Source organism: Bacterioplanoides sp. SCSIO 12839 (assembly GCF_024397975.1).
GTDB lineage: Bacteria > Pseudomonadota > Gammaproteobacteria > Pseudomonadales > Oceanobacteraceae > Bacterioplanoides.
Genome location: NZ_CP073745.1, coordinates 2,799,841 through 2,826,476, shown reverse-complemented (window position 1 = coordinate 2,826,476; position 26,636 = coordinate 2,799,841). Strand labels below are relative to the sequence as shown.

Genomic DNA, 26,636 nt, shown 5'->3' with positions numbered 1-26,636 from the left:
TCGGGGCGGTGGCTTAAAATTCCCGGTACCTGAATTATTGCGATACGACTCAGAACTTTCTTTAGGGGAGTGTGGTTGACACTATACTCAGTCAATGGGAATGTGAAGGTTCTTACTTAACGGAGTGTTGTCATGTCCGAACTGGATGGTTTATTGCGCGATAAAGTACGTTTGTTAGGTAATGTGTTAGGGCAGGCTATTGCTGCTCAGCACGGTGATTCGATGTTGCAACGTATCGAAGATATTCGGTTGCAAGCCAAAACGGCGAGAGCCGGGGATGATACCGACCGGGACCGATTGTTAGCTTTGTTAAAAACGATGCCGGACGATGCATTGGTGCCAGTTGTTCGGGGTTTTAATCAGTTTTTAAATCTCGCCAATATCGCTGACCAGCAACATACTGCCAGCTGGCGTCGTAGTGATTTTTTGAATGATGATGCTGATCGCCTTTTTAATGATTTATTAGATCGTTTGCAAAAAAACGGCATTGATGGCTTAGACCTTAGTCAAAAAGTTGCTGATGTGAATATTGAGCTGGTGTTAACGGCTCACCCAACCGAAGTCACACGTCGTACACTGATTCAGAAATACGATTTAATTGCTCAGTTGCTGCAGCAGCGCGATGACTTGCGTGACGGTCATCCTCGCCTGAAAGATATTGAAAAACGTATCGCTTCGTTGGTTGAAGAGATATGGCAAACCGATGAAATCCGACAAACCCGACCAACGCCGGTTGATGAAGCTAAATGGGGTTTTGCCGTGGTGGAAAATTCACTGTGGCAAGCCGTACCACAATTATTACGCCATCTGGATAACGAACTGCGCCAACGTGGCAGCAGTGCATTACCGTTAACCGCTGCGCCTATTCGTTTTTCTTCCTGGATGGGAGGCGATCGCGATGGTAATCCAAATGTGACCTCAGAAATTACCCGTGAAGTGCTGTATCTGGCACGTTGGATGGCCGCCGATTTATACCTGCGTGATATCGAAAAGCTGGGTATGCAATTGTCGATGACGGCTGCATCGGCTGAAATGAAACAGGCATATCCGGGTCATGAACCTTATCGTGCCTGTATTCACGATCTGCGTGATCGGTTAGAAAAGACACGTGCCTGGGCAGCTGCCAAAGCAAAAGGGAAAGAGTGCGATATTCAACCCATTGTCCATGTTGATGAATTATTGCAGCCATTAATGCTGTGTTATAACAGCCTGATTGATCAGGGGATGGATACCGTCGCCAATGGCTTGTTGTTAGATACGTTACGACGAGTCGCTTGTTTTGAATTGTCTATGGTGCGTTTGGATGTACGTCAGGAATCAACCCGACACGCCAATGTCATACAGGCAATTTGTGAGTTTTATGGCTGGGGTGATTATCACAGCTGGAGTGAAGAGCAAAAACAACAGTTCTTATTAAAGGAATTACAGTCTCAACGGCCATTAATTCCGACGCGCTGGCAGCCTGAGCCAGATGTTCAGGAAGTGCTGGATACCATGAAAGTCATCGCCTCGGATGTGGGTGAAGGGGTGTCTTGCTACATTATTTCAATGGCCAGTGAACCTTCCGATATTTTAGCGGTTGCGCTGTTATTACAAGCGTGTGATGTACGCAATCATTTACCGATTGTGCCCTTGTTCGAAACGCTGGATGACCTTGAACAATCATCGCCAAGAATGGAAAAACTCTGGTCGGTGGATTGGTACCGTGATTATTGCCAGGGTCATCAACAGGTCATGATTGGCTATTCCGATTCATCCAAAGATGCCGGGCAACTGGCTGCTGTTTGGGCGCAATATCGTGCTCAGGAAAGTTTGTCGAGCATTGCCAAAGAAAAAAATATTCGCCTGCGTTTATTTCATGGTCGTGGTGGCACGGTGGGTCGTGGCGGTGGTCCGGCTTATGGTGCCATTCTGGCGCAACCGCCAGGCTCGGTTGAAAATGGCCTACGAGTAACTGAGCAGGGTGAGGTTATCCGTTTTAAATACGGTATGCCGGAATTAGCCTTGCGCAATCTTAAGGTGTATGTCACTTCCGTTCTCGAAGCCAACCTGCTACCGCCTGAGAGTGCCAAACCACAATGGCGTGATGCGATGGAAACACTGGCCAGTGATGGTGTCGAATCCTATCGTGGCATGGTCAGAGATACTGAAGATTTCGTGCGTTATTTTCGGGCGGCAACACCCGAGCAGGAGCTGGGTAAACTGGCACTGGGCAGCCGCCCGGCACGTCGCAAAGCTGGTGGTGGTATCGAAACACTGCGTGCCATTCCATGGATCTTTGCCTGGACACAAATGCGTTTGATGTTACCCGCCTGGCTGGGCGCCGACGACGCGTTAGAACAGCACATTAGTCATGACAAGCTGGATTTATTGCAAGAGATGTATCAGCAATGGCCATTCTTCCACACGTATATTGATATGCTGGAAATGGTGGTTTCCAAAGCCGATCCGGTGCTGGCGCAATATTATGAGAGTCGCCTGGTTGAAGATGAACTGCAACCGTTAGGTCGTGTGTTACGTTCGCGTTTGGAGCAGATGCGCAAATTGGTGCTTCAGGTTAAACAGCAGACCACTTTGTTAGAAAACAGCCGTTCGCTTGAACGTTCGATGAGCATCCGAAACCCCTACACAGATCCGCTGCATTATCTCCAGGCAGAGCTGCTGCACCGTAATCGCTCTGCCGAAGAGGAGATTAGTCAGGTTGAGCAGGCATTGAAAGTGACAATGGCAGGTATTGCAGCCGGTATGCGCAATACTGGGTAAAGTCAGCCAGCTGAGAGTTTGAAGAGCCGGGATGTCCGTCGATGTAGGTGTAACTACCAAAGTCGAGCGGTACTTTCCCGGCTTTTTTTCCACAATGACTTGAGCAAGAACCTTGCTGAAGGTAAGGTTAGGCCAATTTTTTTTCGCGTCTGGCTAAAAAGTGAACAATTATGCCAGTCAGCCAAGATTTTAATTAACCATTAAGGAGTTTGCGCATGCGCGTAATTCTGTTGGGTGCGCCCGGTGCTGGTAAAGGTACTCAGGCCCAGTTTATTTGTGACAAATTTGAAATTCCTCAGATTTCTACTGGTGATATGCTGCGAGCCGCGGTTAAAGCGGGCAGTGAACTGGGTTTAAAAGTTAAGGAAATCATGGAAACCGGCGGTCTGGTCTCTGATGATATTATTATCGACCTGGTTAAAGAGCGTATCCAGCAACAGGATTGCGCCAATGGCTTCCTGTTTGATGGCTTCCCACGCACCATTCCACAAGCGCAGGCACTGTTAGATGCAGGTGTTGATATTGACGCTGTTCTGGAAATTGATGTAGCTGATGAAGAAATCGTCAAGCGTTTGGGCGGACGTCGCGTTCACCCGGGCTCCGGTCGTGTTTACCATGTTGTTTACAACCCACCTAAAGTGGAAGGTAAAGATGATGAAACCGGTGAAGAGCTGATTCAGCGTGACGATGATCAGGAAGAAACCATTCGCAAGCGTTTGGCTATTTATCATGAGCAGACTGCACCACTGGTTTCTTTTTATAAAGAGCTGCAGGCTGAAAAAGGTGATTCTGCACCAAAATACAGCCACATCCCTGGTGTTGGTTCTCTGGAAGAAATCACAGAATCAGTTATGTCAGCTCTGAGCTGAGTAGCTGCTTTTCTATAAAAGGGCCGATTGGCCCTTTTTTTATATCTGAAAAATACTTTTATTTTTTGGCCTCAGCACCATAAAAATATTCGGCATGGCTAATTTTTGGCTATTGAACGTCTGATTTATTGAACCTTTGATTTGTTATAAAACCACTTTGAATTATTTGACGGTCCACCGTAAAAAGACGGCAGCTAAATACCAAATCGATCAAACAGTGTATGACCAGGAATATATAAAAATCGTTTAAGTGATTCGTTTATCTGGGCAAAAAACCGATTTTAATCAAAAAAATCATCGCAAAAGGTAAAAAAAAGCCAAAATCAAGTTTTTTATGCGAATATTTTTTGGTTTTTTAATTTAAAAATACTATTATTGCAACGAATAGTTATTGTACAGCGCTTGCTGTTATTGGCGGTTGTACGTACTACGATTTCTGATCAGACATAAAATCGAGGACTAACCATGGCACGACCAAAGAAAGCGCCTGCTAAACGTGGACGTAAGCCTGCTGCCAAAAAAGCGGAAGCACCAGCTCTGCCAAAAGCAGTTGTAGCAGCAACTAAAGCCGTTGAAAAAGCAGCTAAAGCAGTTGCTACTCAACAAACTAAAGTAGAAGCAGCTGAGAAAAAAGCAGCGGCGGCAAAAGCAAAAGCAACTGCTGCTAAAGCAACTGCAGCAGCTAAGCGTGCTGCAACTACCGCTAATGCAAAAGTAAAAGCTGAAAAAGAGAAGCTGCAAGTTGCTAAAGCAGCAGCTCGTGCTGCAGCAACTGCTCTGAAAGTTGCTGAGATTGAAGCAAAAGCAGAAGCGGCTCTGGCAGCAGCAAAAGAAGCCGCTGTGGCCTATGAAGCTGAACTATCAGCTAAAGCAGATGCCGATCTGGCGAAAGCCGTTGCGACTTTTGAAGCTAAGTGGCGTAAAGCCCGTGCGAAGCAAGACGCTGTTAAAGTGAAAGCGCGCGCGAAGAAAGAAGAAGGCAAAGCAAAAGCTACAGCTAAGAAGCTGAAAGCAAAAGCAGCCGCAGCTGAAAAGCCAGCGAAGCCAAAAGGTAAACCAGGTCGTCCTGCTAAAGCGAAAACGGCTACAGCTAAAGATGCGGCTCCTAAACGTCGTGGTCGTCCAGCCAAAGCGGCGGCAGCTCCTGCAAAAACGGAAGCGCCTAAGCGTCGTGGTCGTCCAGCCAAAGCGGCAGCAGCTCCTGCAAAAGCGGAAGCGCCTAAGCGTCGTGGTCGTCCAGCTAAAGCGGCAGCAGCAGCTCCTGCAAAAGCTGAAGCACCTAAGCGTCGTGGCCGTCCGCCAAAAGCAGCCGCAGCTGCACCAGCAAAAGACGCCGCACCTAAGCGTCGTGGTCGCCCGCCTAAGGCAGCTAAATAATAAAAATGCCCGGCTTGCCGGGCATTTTTATATCCTTTCTTCCTTCCCCTGAATTCCGCTATGTTATACTGCGGCCTGTTTTTAAGGCTGTTTTTGTTTTCTCTGGAGCGGTATTGCTAGCGCTATGGCTAACCTGTTAATTCTTGATGCTTCTTCCGCATTATGCTCGGTATCTGTAACCACGGATCAAGGTAATTTTCATCTCTGTGAAGACCAGCCAAGACGTCATGCTCAACGACTCTTACCCATGGTGGATGAAATACTGCAGCAAGCCGGTATGAGTAAACATCAGTTGGATGGTATCGCTTATGGTCGTGGCCCCGGATCGTTTACCGGTATACGAATTGCGGCTTCGGTCATGCAAGGTATTGCTTTGGCTCTGGATCTTCCGGTTTATGGTTGCTCCTCGTTGCAAGCTGTTGCTCAGGAAGTGGCAGATACCCAATCGATTCACACTGCGCAAAAAATTGCCGTTGTTATGGATGCTCACATGGGTGAAGTGTTCTGGAGTATTTTCCAGTGTGACAACAATGGCATGATGCAACCACATGGTCAGGAGCATGTTTCGACCCCACAGGTATGCATTGATGCGTTAACTGGTTTTAATGGCTTAGTGGTCGGCGATGGTTTGGCTCTGGAGAGTTTGTCGGCGCTAACCGCTGATGATCCGACTGTTCAGCCGAAGACTGAATTTATGACTCGTTTGGTTCAGGCGGCCTGGAAAAACAATGAGTTTGGTAGCGAAGAACAACACCAGCCTGTTTATTTACGCGATTCCGTTGCCTGGAAAAAATTGGATGAACAGCCGAGCTTATTGAAGCGCTCTTAAGGATATATCATGGATTTGATTGAAATTATTGTACTGGCTCTGTTGCAGGGATTAACGGAATTTTTGCCAATTTCCAGCTCAGCACATTTGATTCTGCCGTCCAGAATGTTGGGTTGGGAAGATCAGGGGTTGGCTTTTGATGTCGCAGTACACGTTGGCACTCTGGCGGCGGTCATGTTGTATTTTCGTCGAGATATTGGGGTGTTAACGCTTAATTGGTTTAAAACCGGTTTCAGTTCGGCTCCAAATACCGAAGCAAAACTCGCCTGGTTTGTGGTTGTGGCAACCATTCCGGCTGGGTTAGCCGGATTATTACTTGATGACTGGATCGAAGCTAATTTACGCTCAACAGCGGTTATCGCGGCAACTACCATTGGTTTTGGTTTGTTACTGGGATTTGCAGATAAAACCCAAAAAGACGGTATCACCCTGACTCATATGACATTAATGATGGCTCTGGTGATTGGCCTGGCGCAGGCGTTGGCATTAATTCCGGGCACTTCACGTTCAGGGATTACCATTACTGCAGCGCTGTTGGTTGGTTTGCATCGAGTTGAAGCCGCTCGTTTTTCCTTCTTATTATCCATTCCGCTTATTCTGGCTGCTGGAGGTTTAAAAACTCTGGAGTTAGCCAATTCAGCATTGCCGGTTGATTGGATATCGCTGGCCTTAGGGGCTGCTATATCAGCAATCAGTGCCTGGTTGTGTATTTATTATTTTCTCGCCTTTATTAACAAAATTGGCATGATGCCGTTTGTGGTATATCGGTTGATACTGGGTGCTGTTCTTTTGGTGTTCTTTATCTGATGAGTTTGCTGATTTGTTTGGATCACAGTAAAGATTCTGAAGCGCTGGCGTTGAGCCAGCGTTTTTCTTTATCGTTGGCGGATGAGTCTCTGCTGGCAGAGCCGGGTTTTCACCTGTGTTTGGATGAACAAGGTTTAAGTTTGCAGCAAGGCAATGTTAAGCCCGGTAAAAAGCGTACACAGGTACAGGTTGATTTTTCACAAGGCGCGGTTGCTCACCGACGAAAATTTGGTGGTGGACAAGGACAGGATATTGCTAAGGCGATTGGTGTTAGCGCGTATAAACCCACCGTCATTGATGCCACTGCAGGTTTAGGGCGTGATTCCTTTGTATTGGCAACTTTGGGTTGTCAGGTAACGGCTTATGAGCGTCAGCCGGTTGTGGCTGCGTTATTGCAGGATGGCTTGAACCGCGGTGCGCTCGATCCGGAAATTAGCGACATTATCCACCGTATACATCTCGAATTTGGTAGTAGCCACGAGTTGTTAGTACCACCTTCTGACTCGGCATTATTAAAAGACGTGGTGTATCTCGACCCAATGTTTGAACACGACGAAAAGGCGAAGGCGCAGGTTAAAAAAGACATGCAGGCATTTCGTCAGGTCGTTGGGCAGGATGCGGATGCGGATGATTTATTGTCTCGTGCATTGGCGTGTGCCCGTTGTCGGGTGGTGGTGAAGCGTGCGCGGAAAGCACGGCCACTGGCCGACCGCGAGCCAACTTATTCGTTAACCGGAAAAGCCAACCGGTTTGATATTTATGTGAAAGCCAAAGTCGCACCGCCCCCGCTCTGAGAGCGGGGGCATCGATGTGCGTTTAAGGCATTGTTAATCCGGTAATTCAGTTTCCAGACTGCGTAAAATGCTCTGACGCAGAGCGCCATCAAGAATCACTTCTAATACATCCGACAAAGCTTTTAACTCATCGTTGTAGGCCAATAAATCATCGTCCGTTTTGGTCAGCAGCTGGCGCTCCTGCAAATGCTGGATCAAAGTGCGGAATAATGATTTATCGAAGAACTCGGGCGCATTGATGCCATACAGTAAGCTGATACGCTGTGCCAATAAGGTGCTCTGTTCCTCGGTTTCCTTAGCGTTTAAGCTGCCAGAGCCGCGGCGAATCAGCAGGCTGATGGTGAGGAAATAACGTTCCAGCGTCTGCATAACGTTATCGGCTAAGCCACGTAACATCGCAAACTCATTGCTGGTGGTTGGCGTGGCATGGAAACCCTGCTCATTTTCAAACAAATAGCCTTTTTCAACCAATGCGTTCAGCCAGCGATCAATATCCGCATCCAGCTCATCGGCACGCCAGTGGAGGAATAATTCAGCCTGTAGGAAGGAATACAATTGCTGAATATTCTGGTGTACCTGATCACGGTTATAACGTTGGTTATTCACAAATAAACAGGCAATCAATGATGGCAGCGCAAACAGGTGTAACACATTATTGCGATAGTAAGTCAGAGTAACAGCCTGGCGATCATCGGTCTGAATCAGGTCGCCCATCGGATGTTTGCTGCGTGAGAATACACCCAGTTTTTCAGCGTAAGCTAACCACTCAATGCCATTGCCCTCGGGTAAGGCGGTGATGTCGCTGTATGGCGTCTGTTCTAATAAATCACGATACGACTCCATCTGACGAATCAGAGTGTGTTCGTCCATCGCCTGGCGTGGCGCGGATAAAATACTCAGCGCCAATAAATTAATCGGGTTGACGGACGCGGCGTTATTAATTTCAGTTGCGACTTTTAGTGCCAGCTTGTTAACGACTTCAGGAGCCCAGTCCGGACGGAACTGACAAGCCTGGTAATCCTGCTGTTGCCAGTCTGGCTTTTCCTGATCAAGAAAATCCGTCAGGTAAATTGGGTTACCAAAGGTGACGTGTACTTTACCGAAGGACTTTTTAAAGGAACGCAGTGTGCCCAATAAACCAAAGATGCTTTCTTTCTTTTTCTTCTTGCCGCGTAGCTCACCCAGGTAGCTGCCAGCTTCAAAGACTTTTTCATAACCTGTATACACCGGCATAAAAATAATGGGCTTTTTGGAGTCACGCAGATAGCTGCGCAATGTCATGGCCAGCATGCCAGCTTTGGGGTTCAGTGTGCGTCCGGTACGGCTGCGGCCTCCTTCAACAAAATATTCAGTGGCGTAGCCGTTGCTGAAAATAGTGTGCAGGTATTCATCAAAAACAGCGGCATAGAGTGGATTATCGCGAAAGGTACGGCGCATAAAGAAAGCACCACCACGTCGCAGAATTGGCCCAACCACGGGCATATTCAGGTTAATACCGGCAGCGATTTGTGGTAGTTGCAAGCCCTGCACGTACAGAACGTAAGACAACAGCAGATAATCAATGTGGCTGCGGTGGCAAGGCACATAAATAATTTCGTTGTCTTTACTGACGTCTTTCAGTGTTTCGATATTGTGTAAATTGACCCCGTTATAAATTTTGTTCCACACCCAGGTCAGCAACACATAAAGAAAGCGTACATTGGTATAAGAAATATTAGACGCAATTTCGTCGGCGTATTTCAGGGCTTGTTGCTGCGCTTTGGCTTTACTGATGCCTTTGCTTTCTACTTCTTGCTGGATGGCTTTCAGCACCATGGGTTTACGTGGAATATTGTGCACCAGTGTCCGGCGGTGGGATAAGTCTGGCCCCAGAACCGAAGCCGATACCTGACGGTTATGAACGCGCAGAATTCGCGATACTTTGCGTGCCAGCACTTCTGGGCTTTTGTCCGCTTCATACAGCTCACGCAGAGAAACAGGTTTTGAAAAATGGACGAAAGTATTCCGACCATTGAGCAAAATGGCCATTAATGTGACCAGCCTTCCACCCAGTGCGCCACTGTTCTGCAGCCAGATTTTCAGGAAGGAGCCTTCTTTGTCCGGGGCTTTGCCCCAAAATACCCGTACAGGGATGATTTGGATGTCGCGTTGTTCATCCTCGGCCAGCCAGCTGGCATGTTTCACTAATTGTTTGGCAACCGTTGGCGATCCTTTACGACGGAAAATCCCAGTGCGTTTATACAAGTTGAAAAAAGGTTTGGCAGACAAACGTCGTGATAAGCGCTCTTCATTTGGGCTGGTCCAGCCAAACTGAGTCACTTCTTTATCAATCACCAGTTGTTCTGCATGGGATGGCGAAAGCAGGGCATAAACGACTGGCTGATCTGATGAAAGGTTAAATTCTGACGTATCCGGGCCAATCACACGGGTCTTGATAACGCTGTACAGCATTTTTTGCTGCCAGCGATAAAGTGTGCGGCGCAGTGACTGTATAAACTGCATATATAAATCTCATAACGATAGGCAAAGCGCGATGATCTGACAGGTGAATCTGCCGGATAAAAGCTGGCTTAGTTTACCCTTCTGTCGTCAGGGTTAAAATGACTTATGCGCTTTGGTGAGCTGTCATTAGAGTATTTTTGATTTTCCTACTGTTCCGGGTCTGAAAGTGTCGAAAATTGTCAATCAGGCTCAACAAATTCGCTCAATATGATAGACATTAACGCGCTGATAAAACCGCTGCACAAAGGTGCAGTGAAGTTATGTGAAGATGCAGATTTTTCACGGAGTTGGAAATGATTAAGGTAGAACAATTAACTAAGCGATTTGGCGGCATTACCGCTGTTGATCAGTTATCGTTTCAGGTAATGCCAGGTGAGGTTTTGGGTTTTCTCGGGCCGAATGGTGCCGGAAAATCGACCACCATGAAAATGATTACGGGTTTTCTTGAGCCGGACTTTGGCTCAGTTGAAATTTTTGGCGCGGATATTGTGAAAGCGCCACTTCAGGCAAAACAGCAGATTGGTTATTTGCCGGAAGGTGCTCCGGCCTATGGCGATATGACGGTATTGGCTTTTTTGCGGTTTATGGCTGAAATCCGGGGTTTTTCCGGATCTGAATTGAGCAATCGTGTGGCCGCGGTTGTGGATAAAACCGAACTCAGAGAGGTGCTTAAACAGCCGGTTGAAACCTTATCAAAAGGGTTTAAGCGTCGTGTGGGATTAGCGCAAACCCTGATTCATGATCCGGCGGTACTGATTCTGGATGAACCAACCGATGGCCTGGACCCGAATCAAAAACAGCAGGTCAGGGATCTGATTACCCATTTATCCGACGACAAAATTGTGATTGTTTCTACCCATATTCTTGAAGAGGTCACGTCGGTTTGCTCGCGAGCTATGATTATCGCACAAGGGAAAAAAGTGATTGATGGCACGCCACAGGAGCTGGAAGCGCGCTCCCGTTATCATCAAGCCATTTCACTCAGCTTCAGTGAGCCTGTTGCACAAGCGGCTTCCGCTTTGGCTGCACTGGATGGCGTGATGGAGGTAGATGAAACGCAGAATGGTCGTCATTACCTGCTGTTCCCTGAACCGGGTGTCGCGTTATACCCGCAGGTCAATACCCTGATCAATCAACAACAGTGGCCAATCGATACTTTGCACATTGAACGCGGGCGACTCGATGATGTATTTCGTTCATTGACGATAGCTGATCATGATCAGACTGACATGGCAGTAAAATAAGGAGGTTGATATGAGTACCTGGATTATATGCAAACGTGAGCTGGCGGCTTATTTTTCGACACCGGTTGCTTACGTATTTATTTTAATTTTTCTGATGATGTCGGGGGTTTTTACCTTTTATCTCGGTGGTTTTTACAGCCGTGGGCAAGCGGACTTATTGCCTTTTTTCAGTTTTCACCCGTGGTTGTATTTATTCTTTATGCCGGCGATTGCCATGAGTTTGTGGTCGCAGGAGCGACAGTTGGGCACCATTGAATTATTAATGACCTTGCCCATCACATTGTGGCAAGCGGTGTTAGGGAAATTCCTGGCCGCCTGGTTATTTGCCGGTATTGCCTTGTTGTGCACCTTTCCGGTTTGGTTGACGGTGAATTACCTGGGGGAAGCCGATAATGGTGTGGTGTTCACCAGTTACCTGGGCAGCTGGTTAATGGCGGGAGCATTTATTGCGGTTGGCTCCTGTATGTCAGCACTCAGTCGCAATCAGATTGTGGCTTTTATTCTGGCGGTATTGGTGTGTTTTATTCTGATGTTATCGGGTTTGCCGATGGTGTTGGATGTATTCCGCAGCTGGGCATCGGTTCAGGTGGTTGATTTTGTTGCCAGTCTTAGTTTTATGACACATTTTGAGGCTTTGTCACGGGGTGTGGTTGATCTGCGAGATGTGTTGTTTTTTTTACTGACAATTGTCATCTGGTTGCTGGCGACGCGTCAGGTTCTGCTGGTTAAAAAAGCTCAATAAGGAGGTCGTTATGAAATTAAAGTCATTGTTTTTATTCGGGCTATTTGCGGCTTTTATTGCAGGGGCAGCGTTGATTCACAATCTGGGCGGTAAAGTGCGCCTGGACCTGACCGAACAAGGTTTATTCACCTTATCCGATGGTACCAAACGTATTCTGGCTGATATGAACAAACCACTGGAAATGCAGCTGTTTTTTTCACAGCAGGCCAGTCAGGATCTGACCCAATTACGGGCCTATGCCAAACAGGTTGAAGAGTTACTGGCCGAGTACGTACTGCACTCGAATAACATGCTGGTGCTGACGGTGATCGATCCTGAACCTTTTTCTGAGCAGGAAGATAAAGCAACAGAATTAGGCCTGCAGGCAGTGCCGGTGTCGACTTTTGGTGATGAGTTGTATTTTGGCCTGGCACTTAAAGAATTAACCGAGGCCGGTGATGGTGCTGTCGCCGTCTTACCTTTTTTACAGCCGGATCAGGAAGCGTTTCTGGAATACGATGTCACACGTCTGATCCATCAGCTACAGCAGGATCGTGCTCCGGTCATTGGTGTGCTGAGCGGATTAAATGTCAGGGGTGGGTTTGATCCTCAAACGGGAAGACAAACACCACCCTGGATGTCGGTTGAGCAGTTGGAACAACAATACGAAGTTCGTTCCTTGACGCCTGAACTCGACCACATTGATGATGATATTGATCTGTTGATGTTGATTCAGCCGCCGGAGTTAACTGACCAGGCGTTGTATGCCATCGATCAGTTTGCATTAAAGGGTGGGCGTATTTTGGCATTTCTCGATCCGGTTGCCGAAAGTTCATCGGCTTCTGCCATGGCGGTAACGGATGCGGGGTCGCCAACGGCTTTGAACACATTACTCTCAAGCTGGGGGGTGAGCTGGGATGCCGGACAAGTGGTATTGGATGCGGCTAATGCATTGGTGGTTTCTCAGGGAGCGAATCGGCCTCCGATGCGTCATTTTGGTTTGTTATCACTGACTCAGGAGGGTGTGGAAAGTCACAGTGTGGTCACGTCTCAGTTGGAAAGTCTGAATCTGGGAACGGTTGGGGCTTTTCAGGCGACCGCTGAAGCGACAACAGAGATTCAACCCTGGCTGTTTTCTTCGGTTGAATCTCAATTAATGGATGCAAATAGGATGCGTCTTGGTGTTGATCTGATTGAGTTGCAACGGAATTTTGTTGCCTCCGGTGAGGAATACGCGTTGGCAGTTAGGGCGTTGGGCAATGCCAATACGGCCTTTCCAACGGGTGTTGATCATAAAAAAGCGGAAGGGCATTTAGCGCAAACAGAATCGTTGTCTGTCACACTTATTGCGGATACCGATGTATTGACCGACCGTTTGTGGGTACAGGTGCAAAACTTCTTTGGGCAGCGTATCGCATCGCCCTGGGCCGATAACGGCAATTTGGTGATCAACCTGGTCGATCAATTGGCGGGCAGCCCTGAGTTGATTACTTTACGTGCCCGAGGCCAATACAGCCGACCTTTTGACAGGGTAAATGAGTTACAGGCGTTAGCAGAAGAACGCTTTTTAGTCAGTGAGCAACGTTTGCAACAACGCCTTGAGGAGACGGAGGTGCAGCTGGCGCAGTTGCAGCAACAAAAAGACGGTGAGGGGGCATTGCTGGCATTATCGGATGAACAACAAGCAGCGCTGGAAGATTTTCAGCGACAAAAGGTCGAAATCCGTAAAGAGCTGCGTAGCGTCCAACATGAATTGGATAAAGATATTGAAGCGCTGGGTACACGCCTGAAGGTACTTAATATTTTTGTTGCGCCTGTGCTTCTGACGTTTTTATGCTGGTTGGTTGCCTATCTGATACGGCGACGTCAAACATTGTCGTAAGCTGTCAAGCCAACGCTTTTCTTTCACATCAGCCGACTTATGTTTCACCGAGTGCGAGACATGAGTCGGATTGATCGTCAAAGATGCGGTTAAGGCTGGAGTTAATAATGAGGCGGCGGTGTCTCATCAGACAATTGTTTAATGCCGTTATCACCCGCTCCGGCTTGTTCCAGTTTCTGATGCATCATCTGAATGGCACGTTTTGCCAGCTCAAACTGCTGCGATAAATCAGCCACTTCGCTGTTTAAACTGTCGACGGTGTCCTCCAGGAAAGCAACTCGAGTCTCCAGCTCGACGATTTGCTGCTGGTGCTTTTCCGGAGAAAGCTGCTTTTCTGAGGCTAGACTTTTTTCTGCTGGGGATTGTTTCTCTGACACTCTTTACCTTATTGCTATCGTGTTGATTTTTTTAATGAATTGGGCTTTCATAGCCCACTTGTTATATTTGCGCATTGTGTCTTCCAGTGTGTCATCTTGCCATTTTTTTACGGCAGATTGCTATCAGGAATTCATGGATGTGTTCGCGCAAATTGTGATTAAACGATAATAACGATAGATACGAGAGAAAACATGGGTAAAGTTCTGATTCGTAAATTAATTATAGCCGCCGTCTTTGCAGCACTGCTTCCGGTTCTGATGCAGGTTGCCTTTCCGCTGAGTTTTGAAGGTAAAACTAATCTGTTGGCCACACTTGCGGTTGCCGCGTTTGTGATCAGCGTTGTTTCTGCACAGTTAGTGCCGGCACGTCGTCGCCGTTACCGTGGCAGCGGCACCATTGTTGAAAACGATGTTGAAGATGGCCGTGAGCGTGGTGTGGTGAAATGGTTCAATGTGAAAAAAGGTTTTGGTTTCATTACCTGGGATGATGGCGAAGATGTCTTTGTTCACTTCCGCTCAATTCGTGGTCAGGGCCACCGTTCATTAACCGAAGGTCAGCGTGTGAAGTTTACCGTGGTTCGTGGTCAGAAAGGACCTCAAGCCGAAGACGTTTCTGCCGTTCGCTGAATGTTTTCAGCAATCAGCTAACTAAAAAAGGCCGCATCTGCGGCCTTTTTTGTGGGTGTCATTCTGACGGTGTTGCGGAATTATTTCCCTGGTGGAGGCTGAGTTCATCACAGCTTTGTGTTTCAGCGTACCATTGCATGATCAGAGTGAGCTGTTGCCAGATTGCCATCGCGTATCTCCTGCAGGTTTGAATTCAGTATAGACAAAACCTGCGGGAGTAAAGCGCGTTGTTGAGCGCTTATTTCAGCGCAATCAGTGCTTTTAATAAGCGTGGGTTGCTGACAACAATGTTGGCCCCCGGTTTTACCTGAGGTGCGCCGCTGATATCCGATACCAGGCAGCCTGCTTCTGAAGCAATCAGAGTGCCTGCCGTTAATGCAAACTCATCGACATTGCTCAGTAACGCGCCCTGGAAGCGATCGGCAGCAACATAAGCCAGAGATAAGGCATTGGAGCCAATGTTGCGCAGATCGTAGCTTTGAGCCATCAGCTTTTGTAAACGCTGGCGTTGATCAAACGCTTCTTCGTTAAAGCTCAGCGGCTGGGTGTAGCCAATCATGGCATCTTCCAGTGTATTGATCTGGCTGGCACGAATGCGGCGGTTGTTCAGCTGAGTACCACGGCCACGAGAGGCAGTAAACTCATCGCCATTCATTGGATTAACCATAATGGCATGTTCAGTTTTGCTGTTTTGCACGCAGCTCAGAATGATGGCAAAAGAAGGAATTCCTACACGGAAGTTCGAGACATCATCAATCACACAAATCTGCCAGGTTGGCTGTTTTTCATCGGTGATATTGTCGCCGGTTTCGCGACCATAAAAATTATGTTCTGGCAGCGACTTCTTCAGCTCAAAAATGATGCTTTTTTCCAGACCGATGGTGCAGTCTGCGATAAATTTTGCTTTTTCCTGATCCGTACTTTGTGACGCATCAAAACGATCAAGACGACGAACGAGATCCTGACCAGCATTACGCGCAGCGCGCAACGCCAGGTTAACCATGGGCTGCATAGGAATTGCTATCTCTTAAAGAACAGTGAACAGACAATTATATCACCGGCGCTACCTTTTGCGCTACACTTCTGCTCCTTTGGCTGGCATCTAAAATGGTTGTCAGTCTGACTTTAGGCTAGAGAAATACGCGAGCTATGCTGGACAATATTCTGATCGTCATGGTCAACACCACTCACTCGGGAAATATCGGTGCAGCAGCACGGGCGATGAAAAATATGGGGTTGAGCCGCTTGGTTCTGGTTGATCCAAAAGCCGAGATTAACGATGAGGCAATCCAACGCTCTTCGCGTGCTGAAGACATTCTTCATAATGCTGTTATCACCGAGACATTAGAGCAGGCGATTGCCGATTGTGGCCTGGTGGTTGGCACCAGTGCACGTAGTCGCAATATTCCCTGGCCCCTGATGAACCCTCGCCAGTGTGCGGCAAAGACGGCGCAGGCGGCACAACAAGGCAGTCAGATTGCGCTGGTATTTGGTCGTGAGTCGAGCGGCCTGACTAATGAAGAGCTGCACTTGTGTCATGCTCATGTGCATATTCCAACCGATGAAAACTTCTCATCGCTGAATGTCTCTCAGGCGGTTCAGGTGATGTGTTATGAAATGCGCCTGGCTTCAGAAGTGGATAAGCAATCGGCTGATGAGGCACAAGCCTGGGGGGTTGATTGGGATCATGAGCTGGCCAGTCACGCTGAATTGAACGGCATGTTGCAGCATATGGAACAAACCATGGTTGATATCGGCTTTCTTGACCCCAATACTCCCAAGCAAACCATGGCACGGTTGCGCCGTCTGTATCAGCGGGCAGGTGTGGATAAAATGGAAATCAATATTATGCGAGGCATGTTCAGCGCAATGCAGCGCCAACAGGCTTCTTTAAAAACAGCAGATAATGCTGAGCAAGACGGAGACTCACATTGAGTATCAAACACATTCGTGAAGACATTGCCTGTGTCTTTGAACGAGATCCGGCAGCACGAAATACTTTTGAAGTGATTACCACGTATCCGGGCGTACACGCCATCGTGCATTATCGATTTGCCAACTGGCTGTGGCGCAAAAACTTTAAGTGGTTGTCACGGTTATTATCTACTTTCAGCCGCTGGATGACCGGCATTGAGATTCATCCGGGCGCGACCATTGGGCGTCGTTTTTTTATTGACCATGGCATGGGCGTTGTTGTTGGTGAGACGGCGGAGATCGGTGATGACTGCACCTTGTATCACGGTGTCACATTGGGTGGCACCAGTTGGAATAAAGGTAAGCGTCACCCCACGTTAAAAGATGGTGTGGTTGTGGGTGCCGGAGCTAAGGTTCTGGGGCCTATTGTAGTGGGGGATAATGCCCGTATTGGTTCAAATGCGGTGGTCACTAAAGAAGTACCTGAGGCGGTGACTGTGGTGGGTATTCCTGGTCGTATTGTTCGTAAAGCAACCACTGAGCAGGACAGCCGCCGTAAGGCCATGGCGGAAAAAATGGGCTTTGACTCCTATGGCATGGCCGATGAAATGCCAGATCCGATCGCTCGCTCGATTCATAACATGATGGACCATATGCACGCGGTGGACGACAAAATTGACCGTATGTGCAAAGCGCTGAACGATCTTGGTGATAACACCTGTAATGAAGCGTTACCGGAACTGAAAGAGGAAAACTTTGTCAGTCTCAGTGAGCTGAAATCATCAGGTGATGACGAAACAGCAGCTGACGGCCGGAATGATGTGGCTTCGAATGACAAGAAAAGTCAGGATGCAAACTAATACTTGACTGGTTTTGTCGGGTATCCGCATAATTCGTCCTGATGATGAGAGGAGAAATTTATGCGATTAACGACAAAAGGCCGCTATGCGGTGACCGCGATGCTGGATCTTGCCATTCATGCACAGACCGGCCCGGTGAGCCTGAATGATATTTCGGGTCGTCAGGGAATTTCTCTCTCTTATCTTGAGCAGTTGTTTGCCAAGCTGCGCCGAAATGGTCTGGTTGCCAGTGTGCGAGGCCCAGGTGGTGGTTATCGCCTGAGCCGTGCGGATGATGAAATTCAGGTGGCAGAAATCATTGATGCGGTCAATGAATCCATGGATGCTACTAAGTGTAATCGTCAGGGTGATTGCCAGAACGGTGATGCGTGCCTGACGCACCACCTCTGGATGGATCTGAGTGACCAGATTCATCAGTTTTTAGCGGGTATTACGCTGAAGTCGCTGCTGGAGCGTGAAGAAATTCGTCAGATTTCTGAACGTCAGGACGAAGCGGCAAAAAGCCGGATTGATACAATTCTGGCCGCCGAAGGCGCTTTAGCCTAACGACATAGGCGCTCTGGCCTAATGAGGCGAGTGCTCTAGCCTGGATGACGTAGCCACTCTGGCTTAATGACATTGGCAGTTTGTGAGTAAATACAAACTGCCTACTTGACCTGCTTTCGTTGCTGTTGACAATGTCCGTTCGGATTTCACTTTCAACATCGATATCTTTTTCATGAATCCTATTTATCTTGATTATGCCGCCACCACGCCGGTTGACCCCAGAGTTGCCGAGCTTATGGCACAGTGTCTGACACAGGAAGGCAACTTTGCTAACCCGGCGTCTCGTTCCCATAAGTTTGGCTGGAAGGCGGAGCAGGCGGTTGAGCAGGCACGCCGACAGCTGGCCGATCTGCTGTGTGCTGATCCGCGCGAAATTGTCTGGACTTCCGGGGCAACCGAAAGCAATAACCTGGCATTAAAAGGAGTGGTTGAACACCTTCGCCAGAAAAACCCTCAGCAGGCATTGCACATTGTTACCTCTGCGATTGAACACAAAGCCATTCTGGATACTTGCGCCTATCTCGAAAGCCAGGGCGTTGAGGTGGATTATCTGACCCCGGATGCCGATGGTCTGATCAGCCCTGATCAGGTTGCGGCAGCGTTAACGCCGGAAACCTGTTTAGTCTCTCTGATGGCCGTGAATAATGAACTGGGAACACTAACGGATATTCCGGCTATTGCTTCTGTTCTGAAAGGAACCGACGTGTTATTGCACGTGGATGCTGCCCAGGCGGTTGGCAAAATGGCGATTGATGTGAATCAGTGGCAGGTGGATTTGCTGTCGGTATCGGCGCACAAAATGTACGGCCCAAAAGGCATTGGTGCTTTATATGTTCGTCGTGAGCCGCAGGTGAAAATTGCGGCTCAAATACACGGTGGTGGGCATGAACGCGGCATGCGCTCCGGTACGCTGGCGACTCATCAGCTGGTGGGGTTGGGCGAAGCTGCCGTGCTGGCGCAGCAGGAAATGGCGGATGAAATTGAGCGTATCCGCCAGTTACGTGATGCCTTATGGCAAGGACTTGAGTCATTCGGCGGCGTTTATCTCAACGGCCATGAAGAGCAGCGCAGTGCAGGTCACCTGAACGTCAGCTTTGACGGCGTTGACGGTGAAATTCTGTTGGCGTCCTTAGCGAAAGTGGCCGTCTCTTCTGGTTCAGCCTGTACCTCGGCCAGTGTTGAGCCGTCTTATGTGCTAAAAGCGATTGGCCGTAGCGATGAGCTGGCTCATGCCGGGCTGCGTTTCTCCGTCGGGCGTTTTACCACCCGTGAAGAAATTGACGCGACCATTACTGAAGTAGGGCGGGTTTTAAGCTTATTGCGTGTCTGATATTTGTGGCTTGCCGCCGTGAATGATCGCAGTTGGCAATTGCCCACACAAATTTACGTGCAAAGCACGGAATTCGCGTACAACTTTCACAAAAAGCTGCGTATAATCCGCGGGTTTTATTTGGAGAGCCGGTTTTGTGTGCTTTCCAATCGTATTCTTAAACTTAAATCGATTCTAATGGGAGCTTAAAATGGCTGTAGAACGTACTCTTTCTATCGTTAAACCAGATGCAGTTGGCAAAAACGTTATTGGTGAAATCCTGGCACGCTTCGAAAAAGCAGGTCTGCAAATCGTTGCTGCTAAGATGCTGCAACTGGACGACGAAAAAGCGGGCGGTTTCTACGCTGAGCACGCTGAGCGTCCTTTCTTCAAAGATCTGGTTGGTTTCATGACTTCTGGCCCGGTTGTGGTTCAGGTTCTGGAAGGTGAAGGCGCAATCGCTAAAAACCGTGAGCTGATGGGCGCAACTAACCCACAAGAAGCTGACGCTGGCACTATCCGTGCTGATTTCGCTCAAAGCATCGATGCTAACGCGGTACACGGTTCTGACTCTGCTGAGTCTGCTGCTCGCGAAATCGCTTACTTCTTCGCTGCAGAAGAAATCTGCCCACGTTAATTCTCACCAGAGAATTCGTGCTGGGGCTTGGGTTTAAAACCTGAAGGCCCCAGAAACACAAAGAGCCGGATATTCAGGCTCTTTGTGATCCCGCCAGGATGCATCTGATTCACACGCTTAATCCAGGTACTCAACCCGATGTCTGAAACTGCTGAAAAAATTAACCTGTTAGGTTTATCTCCCACCAAAATGGAAGCCTTTTTTGCCGAACTGGGCGAAAAGAAGTTCCGTGCCCAGCAGATGTTGAAGTGGATTCATCAGTATGGCGAAGCCGATTTCGGCAAAATGACCAATATGAGCAAAGGTCTGCGTGCCAAACTGGCCGAGGTCAGTGAAATCAAACTGCCCGAAGTGACCTACGATCAGACTTCCAAAGACGGCACCCGTAAATGGGTGATGAAGATGGAAGGTGGCAGTTCGGTAGAAACGGTTTATATCCCGGAAAAAGAACGTGGCACCTTGTGTGTCAGCTCTCAGATTGGTTGCTCGTTGGATTGTTCTTTCTGCTCAACCGGTAAGCAGGGTTTTAACCGGGATCTGAGTGCGGCTGAAATTATTGGACAGGTGTATGTCGCGGCCATGGCATTTCATGAGCCAGGCGAACGCCGCGAACGCAAAATCACCAATGTGGTGATGATGGGCATGGGTGAACCCCTGCTGAATTTTGATAACGTTGTTGATGCCATGGCATTGATGATGGAAGACAACGCTTATGGCTTGTCAAAACGCCGGGTGACCTTGAGTACCTCGGGTGTGGTGCCACAAATTGATCGTTTGGGTGAAATTACCGATGTGTCGCTGGCTATTTCGCTGCACGCCCCGAACGATGAATTGCGTAACCAGCTGGTACCTCTGAATAAAAAATATCCAATCAAAGAACTGATCGCCTCGGTTAATCGTTATCTCGATAAACTGCCGGATCGTCGTAAAGCAACCATCGAATACACCTTGATTGATGGGGTTAACGATGAACTGGAACACGCCCAGCAGCTGGCTGAGCTAATGAAGCAGGTGCCGTGCAAAATTAACCTGATTCCGTTTAACCCATTCCCGAATTCAGGCTATAAACGCCCGAGTAACAACCGCACCTACCGTTTCCGTGATCATCTGATTAACGCTGGTCATATTGTGACCATTCGCTCTACTCGTGGCGATGATATTGATGCCGCCTGTGGTCAGTTGGTCGGGCGCGTAGAAGACCGGACTCGTCGTAGCGCAAAATACATTAATGCGGTACAACTGGATGACTCTCAACAACCCACAGAAGCAGGTCGTTAATGATGAAAGGAAGCCGTGTGATTTTACGGTCACTGTTAGCCATGTTGGTGTTATCTCTGGCCGCATGTGTGACGGTTGTCGAATCGCCGTTTAACAAAAAAGCCTCACCGGAAAAGGCTGTCGATAATTACACTCAGCTGGGTCTGGGTTATATGCAGAAAGGTCGTAATGACCTGGCTCGTCAGCGCTTGCGTAAGGCGTTGAGTATTAATGAAAACTACGCACCGGCGAACGATGCCATGGGATTGTTATGGCAAAGTGAAGGCGAACTCGATTTAGCCGAAGAGTCATTTCTGAAAGCCATTTCACTGGATGGTGACTTTTCTCTGGCGAAGCATCATGTTGGCCGCCTGTATTCCCAACTAAAACGTTACGACGAAGCTGAAGAATATTTGTCTGTCGCGGCTCAGGATCGTTATTACGATAATCGTGCGTCAGCCTACAATGACCTGGCGCTGAGTTATTTCCGTGCCGGACAGTCTGAAAAAGCGATAACAACTTACCGTGAAGCATTGCGTATCTCGCCTTACAACGTCGATTCATTAGTGAATATCTCCACATTGCTGTTTGAAGCGCAGGATTATTCCGAATCGGGTAAATATTTTGATCGTTTTGACCGCGTGGTAAAACGTGGCCAGGCCGGTTATTCGGCACACAGTTTATGGCTGGGTATTAAACTGGCCACAATCGGCCAGAATACCAAACGTACGATTGAACTGGCGACTCAGCTGAAACAGCTGTACCCGGAGTCACAGGAATACAAAGAATATCAGCAGTCTTTAAAAGACGCTGGAGCAGGTTAATAATCCATGAGCGCATTATTTGAGAATCCAATCAAACGACGTAAAACCCGCCAGATCATGGTGGGCGATGTGCCGATAGGTGGCGGTGCGCCAATTGCGATTCAGACCATGACCAACACAGAAACAACCGATATTGATGCCACGGTTGCGCAGATTCTGCGAGCACAGGATGCTGGTGCCGATATCGTTCGGGTTTCTGTTCCAACTATGGAAGCGGCTGAAGCGTTTGGTGAAATCCGCAAACAAGTGAATGTTCCATTGGTCTCCGATATTCATTTTGATTACCGCATTGCGTTGCGTGTGGCAGAACTGGGTGTCGATTGCCTGCGTATTAATCCGGGTAATATTGGTCGTGAAGACCGGGTTCGTGCGGTTGTTGATGCCGCGCGTGAACGAAATATTCCGATTCGTATCGGGGTGAATGCTGGCTCTCTGGAAAAAGACCTGCAGAAAAAATACGGTGAACCAACACCAGATGCGCTGGTAGAGTCTGCCATGCGTCATATAGACATTCTTGATCGTCTGGACTTCCAAGATTACAAACTGAGCCTGAAAGCGTCGGATATCTTTATGACGGTGGCTGCGTATCGTAAGATTTCTGAACAAATTGACCAGCCTCTGCATTTAGGCATCACTGAAGCCGGTGGCTTACGTGGTGGTACGGTCAAATCGTCGATTGGCCTGGGGCTGTTATTGTGGGACGGCATTGGTGACACCATTCGTGTATCTCTGGCTGCCGACCCGGTAGAAGAAGTGAAAGTTGGCTGGGATATGCTGAAATCCCTCAAGCTGCGTTCCCGCGGTATTAATTTTATTGCCTGCCCAAGCTGCTCGCGCCAGAACTTTGATGTAATTAAAACCATGAACGAGCTGGAAATGCGCACCGAAGATATCCGTACATCGATGGATGTGTCGGTGATTGGTTGTGTGGTGAATGGCCCGGGTGAAGCCAAAGAAACCGACGTAGGTCTGGCCGGTGGTCAGCCGAACCTGGTTTATATTGACGGCAAACCGCAGGAAAAAATCGGCAACGATAATCTGGTGGATGATTTAGAACGTTTAATTCGCGAACGTGCCACCGAGCTGGAAAAACAGCGCGAAGAATTAATTGCCACCGATGCCTGACAGGGCGTTTGTAAAAGACACAGTGTAGATAGATAACATGAGCAAAAAAATTCAGGCCATTCGTGGCATGAACGACATCAAGCCGAATGAAACACCAGTTTGGCAGTACCTCGAAGGCACGGTAAAAGAGCTGTTGGCATCCTACGGCTATGGTGAAATCCGTATGCCGATTGTTGAGCAAACCAATTTGTTTAAACGCTCAATTGGCGAAGTGACCGACATCGTCGAAAAAGAAATGTACACCTTTGACGACCGTAACGGCGACAGCCTGACGCTTCGCCCGGAAGGCACCGCCAGCTGTGTCCGTGCCTGTGAAGAACACGGCTTGTTATACAACCAGACCCAGCGTTTGTGGTACACCGGCCCGATGTTCCGTCATGAGCGTCCGCAAAAAGGCCGTTATCGTCAGTTCCACCAGATTGGTGTGGAAACCTTTGGCATTGCGTCCGCCGATATTGATGCAGAAGTCATTCTGCTGACGGCACGTTTGTGGAAAATGCTGGGCTTGCAGGATGCCGTTACTCTGCAGCTGAACACACTGGGTAGCAACGAAGCCCGAGCTGAGTACAAAGACGCATTGGTCGCGTATTTGTCTGAGCGCAAAGATCAGTTGGATGAAGACAGCTTGCGCCGTCTGGATTCCAACCCGCTGCGTATTCTTGACAGTAAGAATGAGCAAACTCAGGCATTATTAGTGGATGCACCTCAGCTGCACGATCACCTCGATGACGAAAGTCGTGAGCACTTTGCCAAATTACGCAGTGTACTGGATGCCGCGGGTGTGAAGTATGAGATCAATCAGCGTCTGGTGCGTGGATTGGACTATTACTGCAAAACCGTATTCGAATGGGTAACGGATAAGCTGGGTGCTCAGGGTACGGTTTGTGCCGGTGGCCGTTATGATGGCCTGGTTGAACAACTGGGTGGTAAGCCAACACCAGCGGTTGGTTTTGCTATGGGTGTTGAACGTCTGATTCTGATGCTTGAGACTCTGGAGCTGATTCCACAAGCGGTACTGAATATCCTTGATGTTTATGTTTGCGCATTAGGCGAAGGTGCTGACCAAGCTGCATTGTTGTTATCGGATCAGATTCGTAATGAACACGACTGGTTACGTATTCAGACTCATTGTGGTGGTGGCAGCTTTAAGAGCCAGATGAAAAAAGCCGATAAAAGCGGTGCTCGTTTTGCCATCTTGTTGGGCGAAAGTGAAATCGCCGAACAGCAGGCAACGGTCAAAGATTTATCCGGTGAGCTGGACCAGCAAACCATGCCGCAAGCAGACGTTGCAGGCTGGATTGCACAACAAATTAATTAATTTTTAAAAACAGTTTCAATAACACGTTTTAATAGCACTTTTAATAACAACAGCTGACAAGCAGTTAGTGTAGAGGATTGGGAATGAACGAATTTAAAACGGAAGAAGAACAGGTCGAAGCGTTAAAAAAATGGTGGTCTGAAAATGGCACCAGCCTGGTTCTGTCGATCGTTGTTGTCGCCGGTGGTTGGTTCGGCTGGAACACTTATCAGGATAATGTACGTGCAACGGGCGAAGCGGCTTCAGCGGTTTATGCTCAATTGGTTGAAAAGGCGGCACAGCCAGCTGCGAGTCAGACGGATGCACTGAAAGCTGAAATGATTGACCTGGCAGAGCAGCTGAAAAACGAATACGACAGCACCGTGTACAGCCAGTTTGGTGGTTTATTCCTGGCACGTTTTGCTGCGGATAACGGTGACTTTGATAGCGCTGTTAACGAATTAAATGCGGTGATTACGGCTGCAGAAGATGGCCCGGTAAAACTGACTGCGACGGTTCGTTTAGCCAAAATTCTGGTTCAACTGGATAAGTCTGATGAGGCGCTGGCATTAATTCCGGCACAGCCTGATGCTTCTTATGCGGCACAGTTTGCAGAAGTGAAAGGTGATGCGTTATTCCGTAAAGGTGATAATGCTGCAGCGCGTGAAGCGTATGTTGAAGCTCAGGCAGCTGCACAACAGGCGGGCATGAATACCCAACTGTTACAGCGTAAAATTGATAGCTTAACCAGCACCGAGCTGGTGGCAGAGGAGTCTTAATTCCCGTGCGTTTGTCCTGGCTTGAAACTACGCCATCGCTGCTGATGAAATGTATCCCGGCGATGGCACTGAGTGTATTGCTCTCTGCTTGCTCCTCGACCCCTGCTAAAGAAAAAGAGCAGGAAGAAGAGGCGGCAGAATTACCTGAATTCACTGAGCAGGTCGAGCTGGATGTTCGCTGGCGACAAACGCTGGGTAAAGGCCCGGGTTCTGTATTTAATCGTTTGTACCTCGCCGAGCAAGATGGTGATGTTTATGCCGCTGATGCATCGGGTGATGTGTATTCACTGGATCTGGAAGACGGTTCGCAGAATTGGAAAGTGACCCTGGATCAGCCGATTATTTCGGGTGTGACATTAGCCGGTGAACAGCTGTTTGTGGTGACCAAAGATGGTTTATTGCATTGTTTATCCGCGGCGGATGGTGAATCCATCTGGCAGGCGGTGTTAAGCAGTGAATCCATTGCTCCGGTGGGTTATGACGCTGGCCGGGTTTTTGTTCACACCATTGATGGTCGCGTCAGTGCCTTTGAGCGTACGGATGGCCGTCAGGCCTGGTCTTACGAAAACGCCATGCCAGTGTTAACTGTGCGTGGTACCAGCTCTCCTTTGGTGCTCGATAATCTGGTGATTACCGGTTTTGCGACCGGCAAAGTGGTGGCTCTGGATAAAGTGCTGGGCATTCCTCGTTGGGATAAACGCCTGGCAACGCCGGATGGCCGTTCTGAGCTGGAACGATTAGTGGATATCGATGGGACTCCGGTCTGGGAAGATGGTCGCATTTATGCTTCCAGTTACCATGGCAAGTTGGCCTCGATCAGTCTTCAGGGTGAAACTGAATGGGAAGAAGAGGGTTCTTCTTATACCAGCCCGGTACTGGCGTTAGGTAATATTTATCTGACATTGGATGACTCCAGCGTTCAGGCTTACGACCAGCGTAATGGTGCGGTGCAGTGGTTACAAACGGCTCTGTCACAACGCAACCTGGGTAAGGTTGTGGCGGTTGGCAACCATCTGTTGGTGGCTGATAACGAAGGTTACCTGCATGCATTGCGTCAGGTTGATGGTGAGCTGGTAGGGCGTTTATTAATGCGACCAAAGCCGCTTCATATCAGTTACCCGAATCAGTCTGAAATGACCAACTGGCGTTTGTTGCGTGGCCGTGATTTTGGTATCCGCAGTCATATGGTGAATACCCGTGAAGGCGTTTTGGTTTATACCAATGCGGGTGATCTGGCGCTGGTAACTCTCGAAAAAACCGGTGACGATTCTCAGTAAGCAATCGCTGGTTATGTGT

At 48.5% G+C, this 26,636-nt stretch carries 24 protein-coding genes; 21 read left to right on the top strand and 3 right to left on the bottom strand.

Annotated features, from left to right (window positions below; genetic code table 11):
• The first annotated feature begins 132 nt into the window (after positions 1–132).
• The 6 genes from ppc (at position 133) to KFF03_RS12925 (ending at position 7,439) form a co-directional block, all read left to right on the top strand.
• Positions 133–2,763 carry a phosphoenolpyruvate carboxylase gene (gene ppc, locus KFF03_RS12950; RefSeq protein WP_255857343.1) on the top strand — a complete coding sequence of 877 codons (2,631 nt, stop codon included), beginning with the start codon at positions 133–135 and terminating at the stop codon, positions 2,761–2,763.
• Positions 2,764–2,978: 215 nt separating this feature from the next.
• Positions 2,979–3,632 (top strand): adenylate kinase, encoded by a 654-nt coding sequence (gene adk / locus KFF03_RS12945; RefSeq protein ID WP_255857342.1) that lies wholly within the window; start codon positions 2,979–2,981, stop codon positions 3,630–3,632.
• Between the two features lie 465 nt (positions 3,633–4,097).
• Positions 4,098–5,009 carry a hypothetical protein gene (locus KFF03_RS12940; protein WP_255857341.1) on the top strand — a complete coding sequence of 304 codons (912 nt, stop codon included), beginning with the start codon at positions 4,098–4,100 and terminating at the stop codon, positions 5,007–5,009.
• A 124-nt stretch (positions 5,010–5,133) separates the two neighbouring features.
• The gene (gene tsaB / locus KFF03_RS12935; protein WP_255857340.1) at positions 5,134–5,838 is read left to right on the top strand and encodes a tRNA (adenosine(37)-N6)-threonylcarbamoyltransferase complex dimerization subunit type 1 TsaB; all 705 of its coding nucleotides are present in this window, start codon (positions 5,134–5,136) and stop codon (positions 5,836–5,838) included.
• Positions 5,839–5,847: 9 nt separating this feature from the next.
• Complete coding sequence (locus KFF03_RS12930) at positions 5,848–6,645, top strand: undecaprenyl-diphosphate phosphatase (protein WP_255857339.1); 798 nt, start codon at positions 5,848–5,850, stop codon at positions 6,643–6,645.
• A complete protein-coding gene (locus KFF03_RS12925; protein ID WP_255857338.1) occupies positions 6,645–7,439 on the top strand; it encodes a class I SAM-dependent methyltransferase in 795 nt (264 codons plus the stop codon). Before KFF03_RS12930 ends, KFF03_RS12925 begins: the two co-directional genes overlap by 1 nt.
• A gap of 33 nt (positions 7,440–7,472) precedes the next feature.
• Here KFF03_RS12925 and plsB read toward each other — a convergent pair whose 3' ends face one another.
• The gene (gene plsB, locus KFF03_RS12920) at positions 7,473–9,941 is read right to left on the bottom strand and encodes a glycerol-3-phosphate 1-O-acyltransferase PlsB (protein WP_255857337.1); all 2,469 of its coding nucleotides are present in this window, start codon (positions 9,939–9,941) and stop codon (positions 7,473–7,475) included.
• Between the two features lie 293 nt (positions 9,942–10,234).
• Here plsB and KFF03_RS12915 point away from each other — a divergent pair, with 293 nt between their 5' ends.
• The 3 genes from KFF03_RS12915 to KFF03_RS12905 are packed head-to-tail and all read left to right on the top strand — an operon-like array spanning position 10,235 to position 13,788.
• Entirely contained in the window at positions 10,235–11,185 is a 951-nt protein-coding gene (locus tag KFF03_RS12915; protein ID WP_255857336.1) for an ABC transporter ATP-binding protein, read from the top strand.
• Between the two features lie 10 nt (positions 11,186–11,195).
• The gene (locus KFF03_RS12910) at positions 11,196–11,927 is read left to right on the top strand and encodes an ABC transporter permease subunit (RefSeq protein ID WP_255857335.1); all 732 of its coding nucleotides are present in this window, start codon (positions 11,196–11,198) and stop codon (positions 11,925–11,927) included.
• A 10-nt stretch (positions 11,928–11,937) separates the two neighbouring features.
• A complete protein-coding gene (locus KFF03_RS12905; RefSeq protein ID WP_255857334.1) occupies positions 11,938–13,788 on the top strand; it encodes a Gldg family protein in 1,851 nt (616 codons plus the stop codon).
• Between the two features lie 101 nt (positions 13,789–13,889).
• Here the strand turns inward: KFF03_RS12905 and KFF03_RS12900 are convergent, their stop codons facing one another.
• Positions 13,890–14,165, bottom strand: a complete 276-nt coding sequence (locus tag KFF03_RS12900) for a SlyX family protein (RefSeq protein WP_255857333.1) — start codon at positions 14,163–14,165, stop codon at positions 13,890–13,892.
• A gap of 192 nt (positions 14,166–14,357) precedes the next feature.
• Between KFF03_RS12900 and KFF03_RS17690 the strand changes: the two genes are divergently transcribed.
• Entirely contained in the window at positions 14,358–14,792 is a 435-nt protein-coding gene (locus tag KFF03_RS17690) for a cold shock domain-containing protein (RefSeq protein ID WP_304941499.1), read from the top strand.
• Positions 14,793–15,030: 238 nt separating this feature from the next.
• On the opposite strand, the gene KFF03_RS12890 is transcribed toward KFF03_RS17690, so the two are convergent.
• Complete coding sequence (locus KFF03_RS12890; protein WP_255857332.1) at positions 15,031–15,804, bottom strand: inositol monophosphatase family protein; 774 nt, start codon at positions 15,802–15,804, stop codon at positions 15,031–15,033.
• Between the two features lie 137 nt (positions 15,805–15,941).
• On the opposite strand from KFF03_RS12890, the gene KFF03_RS12885 reads away from it, so the two are divergent.
• From KFF03_RS12885 to bamB, 11 genes are all read left to right on the top strand, one after another.
• The gene (locus KFF03_RS12885) at positions 15,942–16,727 is read left to right on the top strand and encodes an RNA methyltransferase (RefSeq protein ID WP_255857331.1); all 786 of its coding nucleotides are present in this window, start codon (positions 15,942–15,944) and stop codon (positions 16,725–16,727) included.
• Positions 16,724–17,566: a serine O-acetyltransferase gene (gene cysE / locus KFF03_RS12880; protein WP_255857330.1), complete on the top strand. Its 843-nt coding sequence runs from the start codon at positions 16,724–16,726 to the stop codon at positions 17,564–17,566. Before KFF03_RS12885 ends, cysE begins: the two co-directional genes overlap by 4 nt.
• A gap of 60 nt (positions 17,567–17,626) precedes the next feature.
• Positions 17,627–18,112, top strand: coding sequence for a Fe-S cluster assembly transcriptional regulator IscR (gene iscR / locus KFF03_RS12875; RefSeq protein ID WP_255857329.1), 486 nt, complete (start codon positions 17,627–17,629; stop codon positions 18,110–18,112).
• Positions 18,113–18,284: 172 nt separating this feature from the next.
• On the top strand, positions 18,285–19,442 hold the full coding sequence (locus KFF03_RS12870; protein ID WP_255857328.1) for an IscS subfamily cysteine desulfurase: 1,158 nt from the start codon (positions 18,285–18,287) through the stop codon (positions 19,440–19,442).
• Positions 19,443–19,632: 190 nt separating this feature from the next.
• Positions 19,633–20,058, top strand: a complete 426-nt coding sequence (ndk, locus tag KFF03_RS12865) for a nucleoside-diphosphate kinase (protein ID WP_255857327.1) — start codon at positions 19,633–19,635, stop codon at positions 20,056–20,058.
• A 138-nt stretch (positions 20,059–20,196) separates the two neighbouring features.
• Positions 20,197–21,336 carry a 23S rRNA (adenine(2503)-C(2))-methyltransferase RlmN gene (gene rlmN, locus KFF03_RS12860; protein ID WP_255857326.1) on the top strand — a complete coding sequence of 380 codons (1,140 nt, stop codon included), beginning with the start codon at positions 20,197–20,199 and terminating at the stop codon, positions 21,334–21,336.
• Positions 21,336–22,139 carry a tetratricopeptide repeat protein gene (locus tag KFF03_RS12855; RefSeq protein WP_255857325.1) on the top strand — a complete coding sequence of 268 codons (804 nt, stop codon included), beginning with the start codon at positions 21,336–21,338 and terminating at the stop codon, positions 22,137–22,139. The genes rlmN and KFF03_RS12855 overlap by 1 nt, the downstream gene beginning before the upstream one ends.
• 6 nt (positions 22,140–22,145) lie before the next feature.
• Positions 22,146–23,264 carry a flavodoxin-dependent (E)-4-hydroxy-3-methylbut-2-enyl-diphosphate synthase gene (ispG, locus tag KFF03_RS12850; protein WP_255857324.1) on the top strand — a complete coding sequence of 373 codons (1,119 nt, stop codon included), beginning with the start codon at positions 22,146–22,148 and terminating at the stop codon, positions 23,262–23,264.
• Positions 23,265–23,301: 37 nt separating this feature from the next.
• A complete protein-coding gene (gene hisS / locus KFF03_RS12845) occupies positions 23,302–24,582 on the top strand; it encodes a histidine--tRNA ligase (protein WP_255857323.1) in 1,281 nt (426 codons plus the stop codon).
• 83 nt (positions 24,583–24,665) lie between these two features.
• Entirely contained in the window at positions 24,666–25,340 is a 675-nt protein-coding gene (locus KFF03_RS12840; RefSeq protein WP_255857322.1) for a tetratricopeptide repeat protein, read from the top strand.
• Between the two features lie 5 nt (positions 25,341–25,345).
• On the top strand, positions 25,346–26,617 hold the full coding sequence (gene bamB, locus KFF03_RS12835) for an outer membrane protein assembly factor BamB (RefSeq protein ID WP_255857321.1): 1,272 nt from the start codon (positions 25,346–25,348) through the stop codon (positions 26,615–26,617).
• The last annotated feature ends 19 nt before the right edge of the window (positions 26,618–26,636 follow it).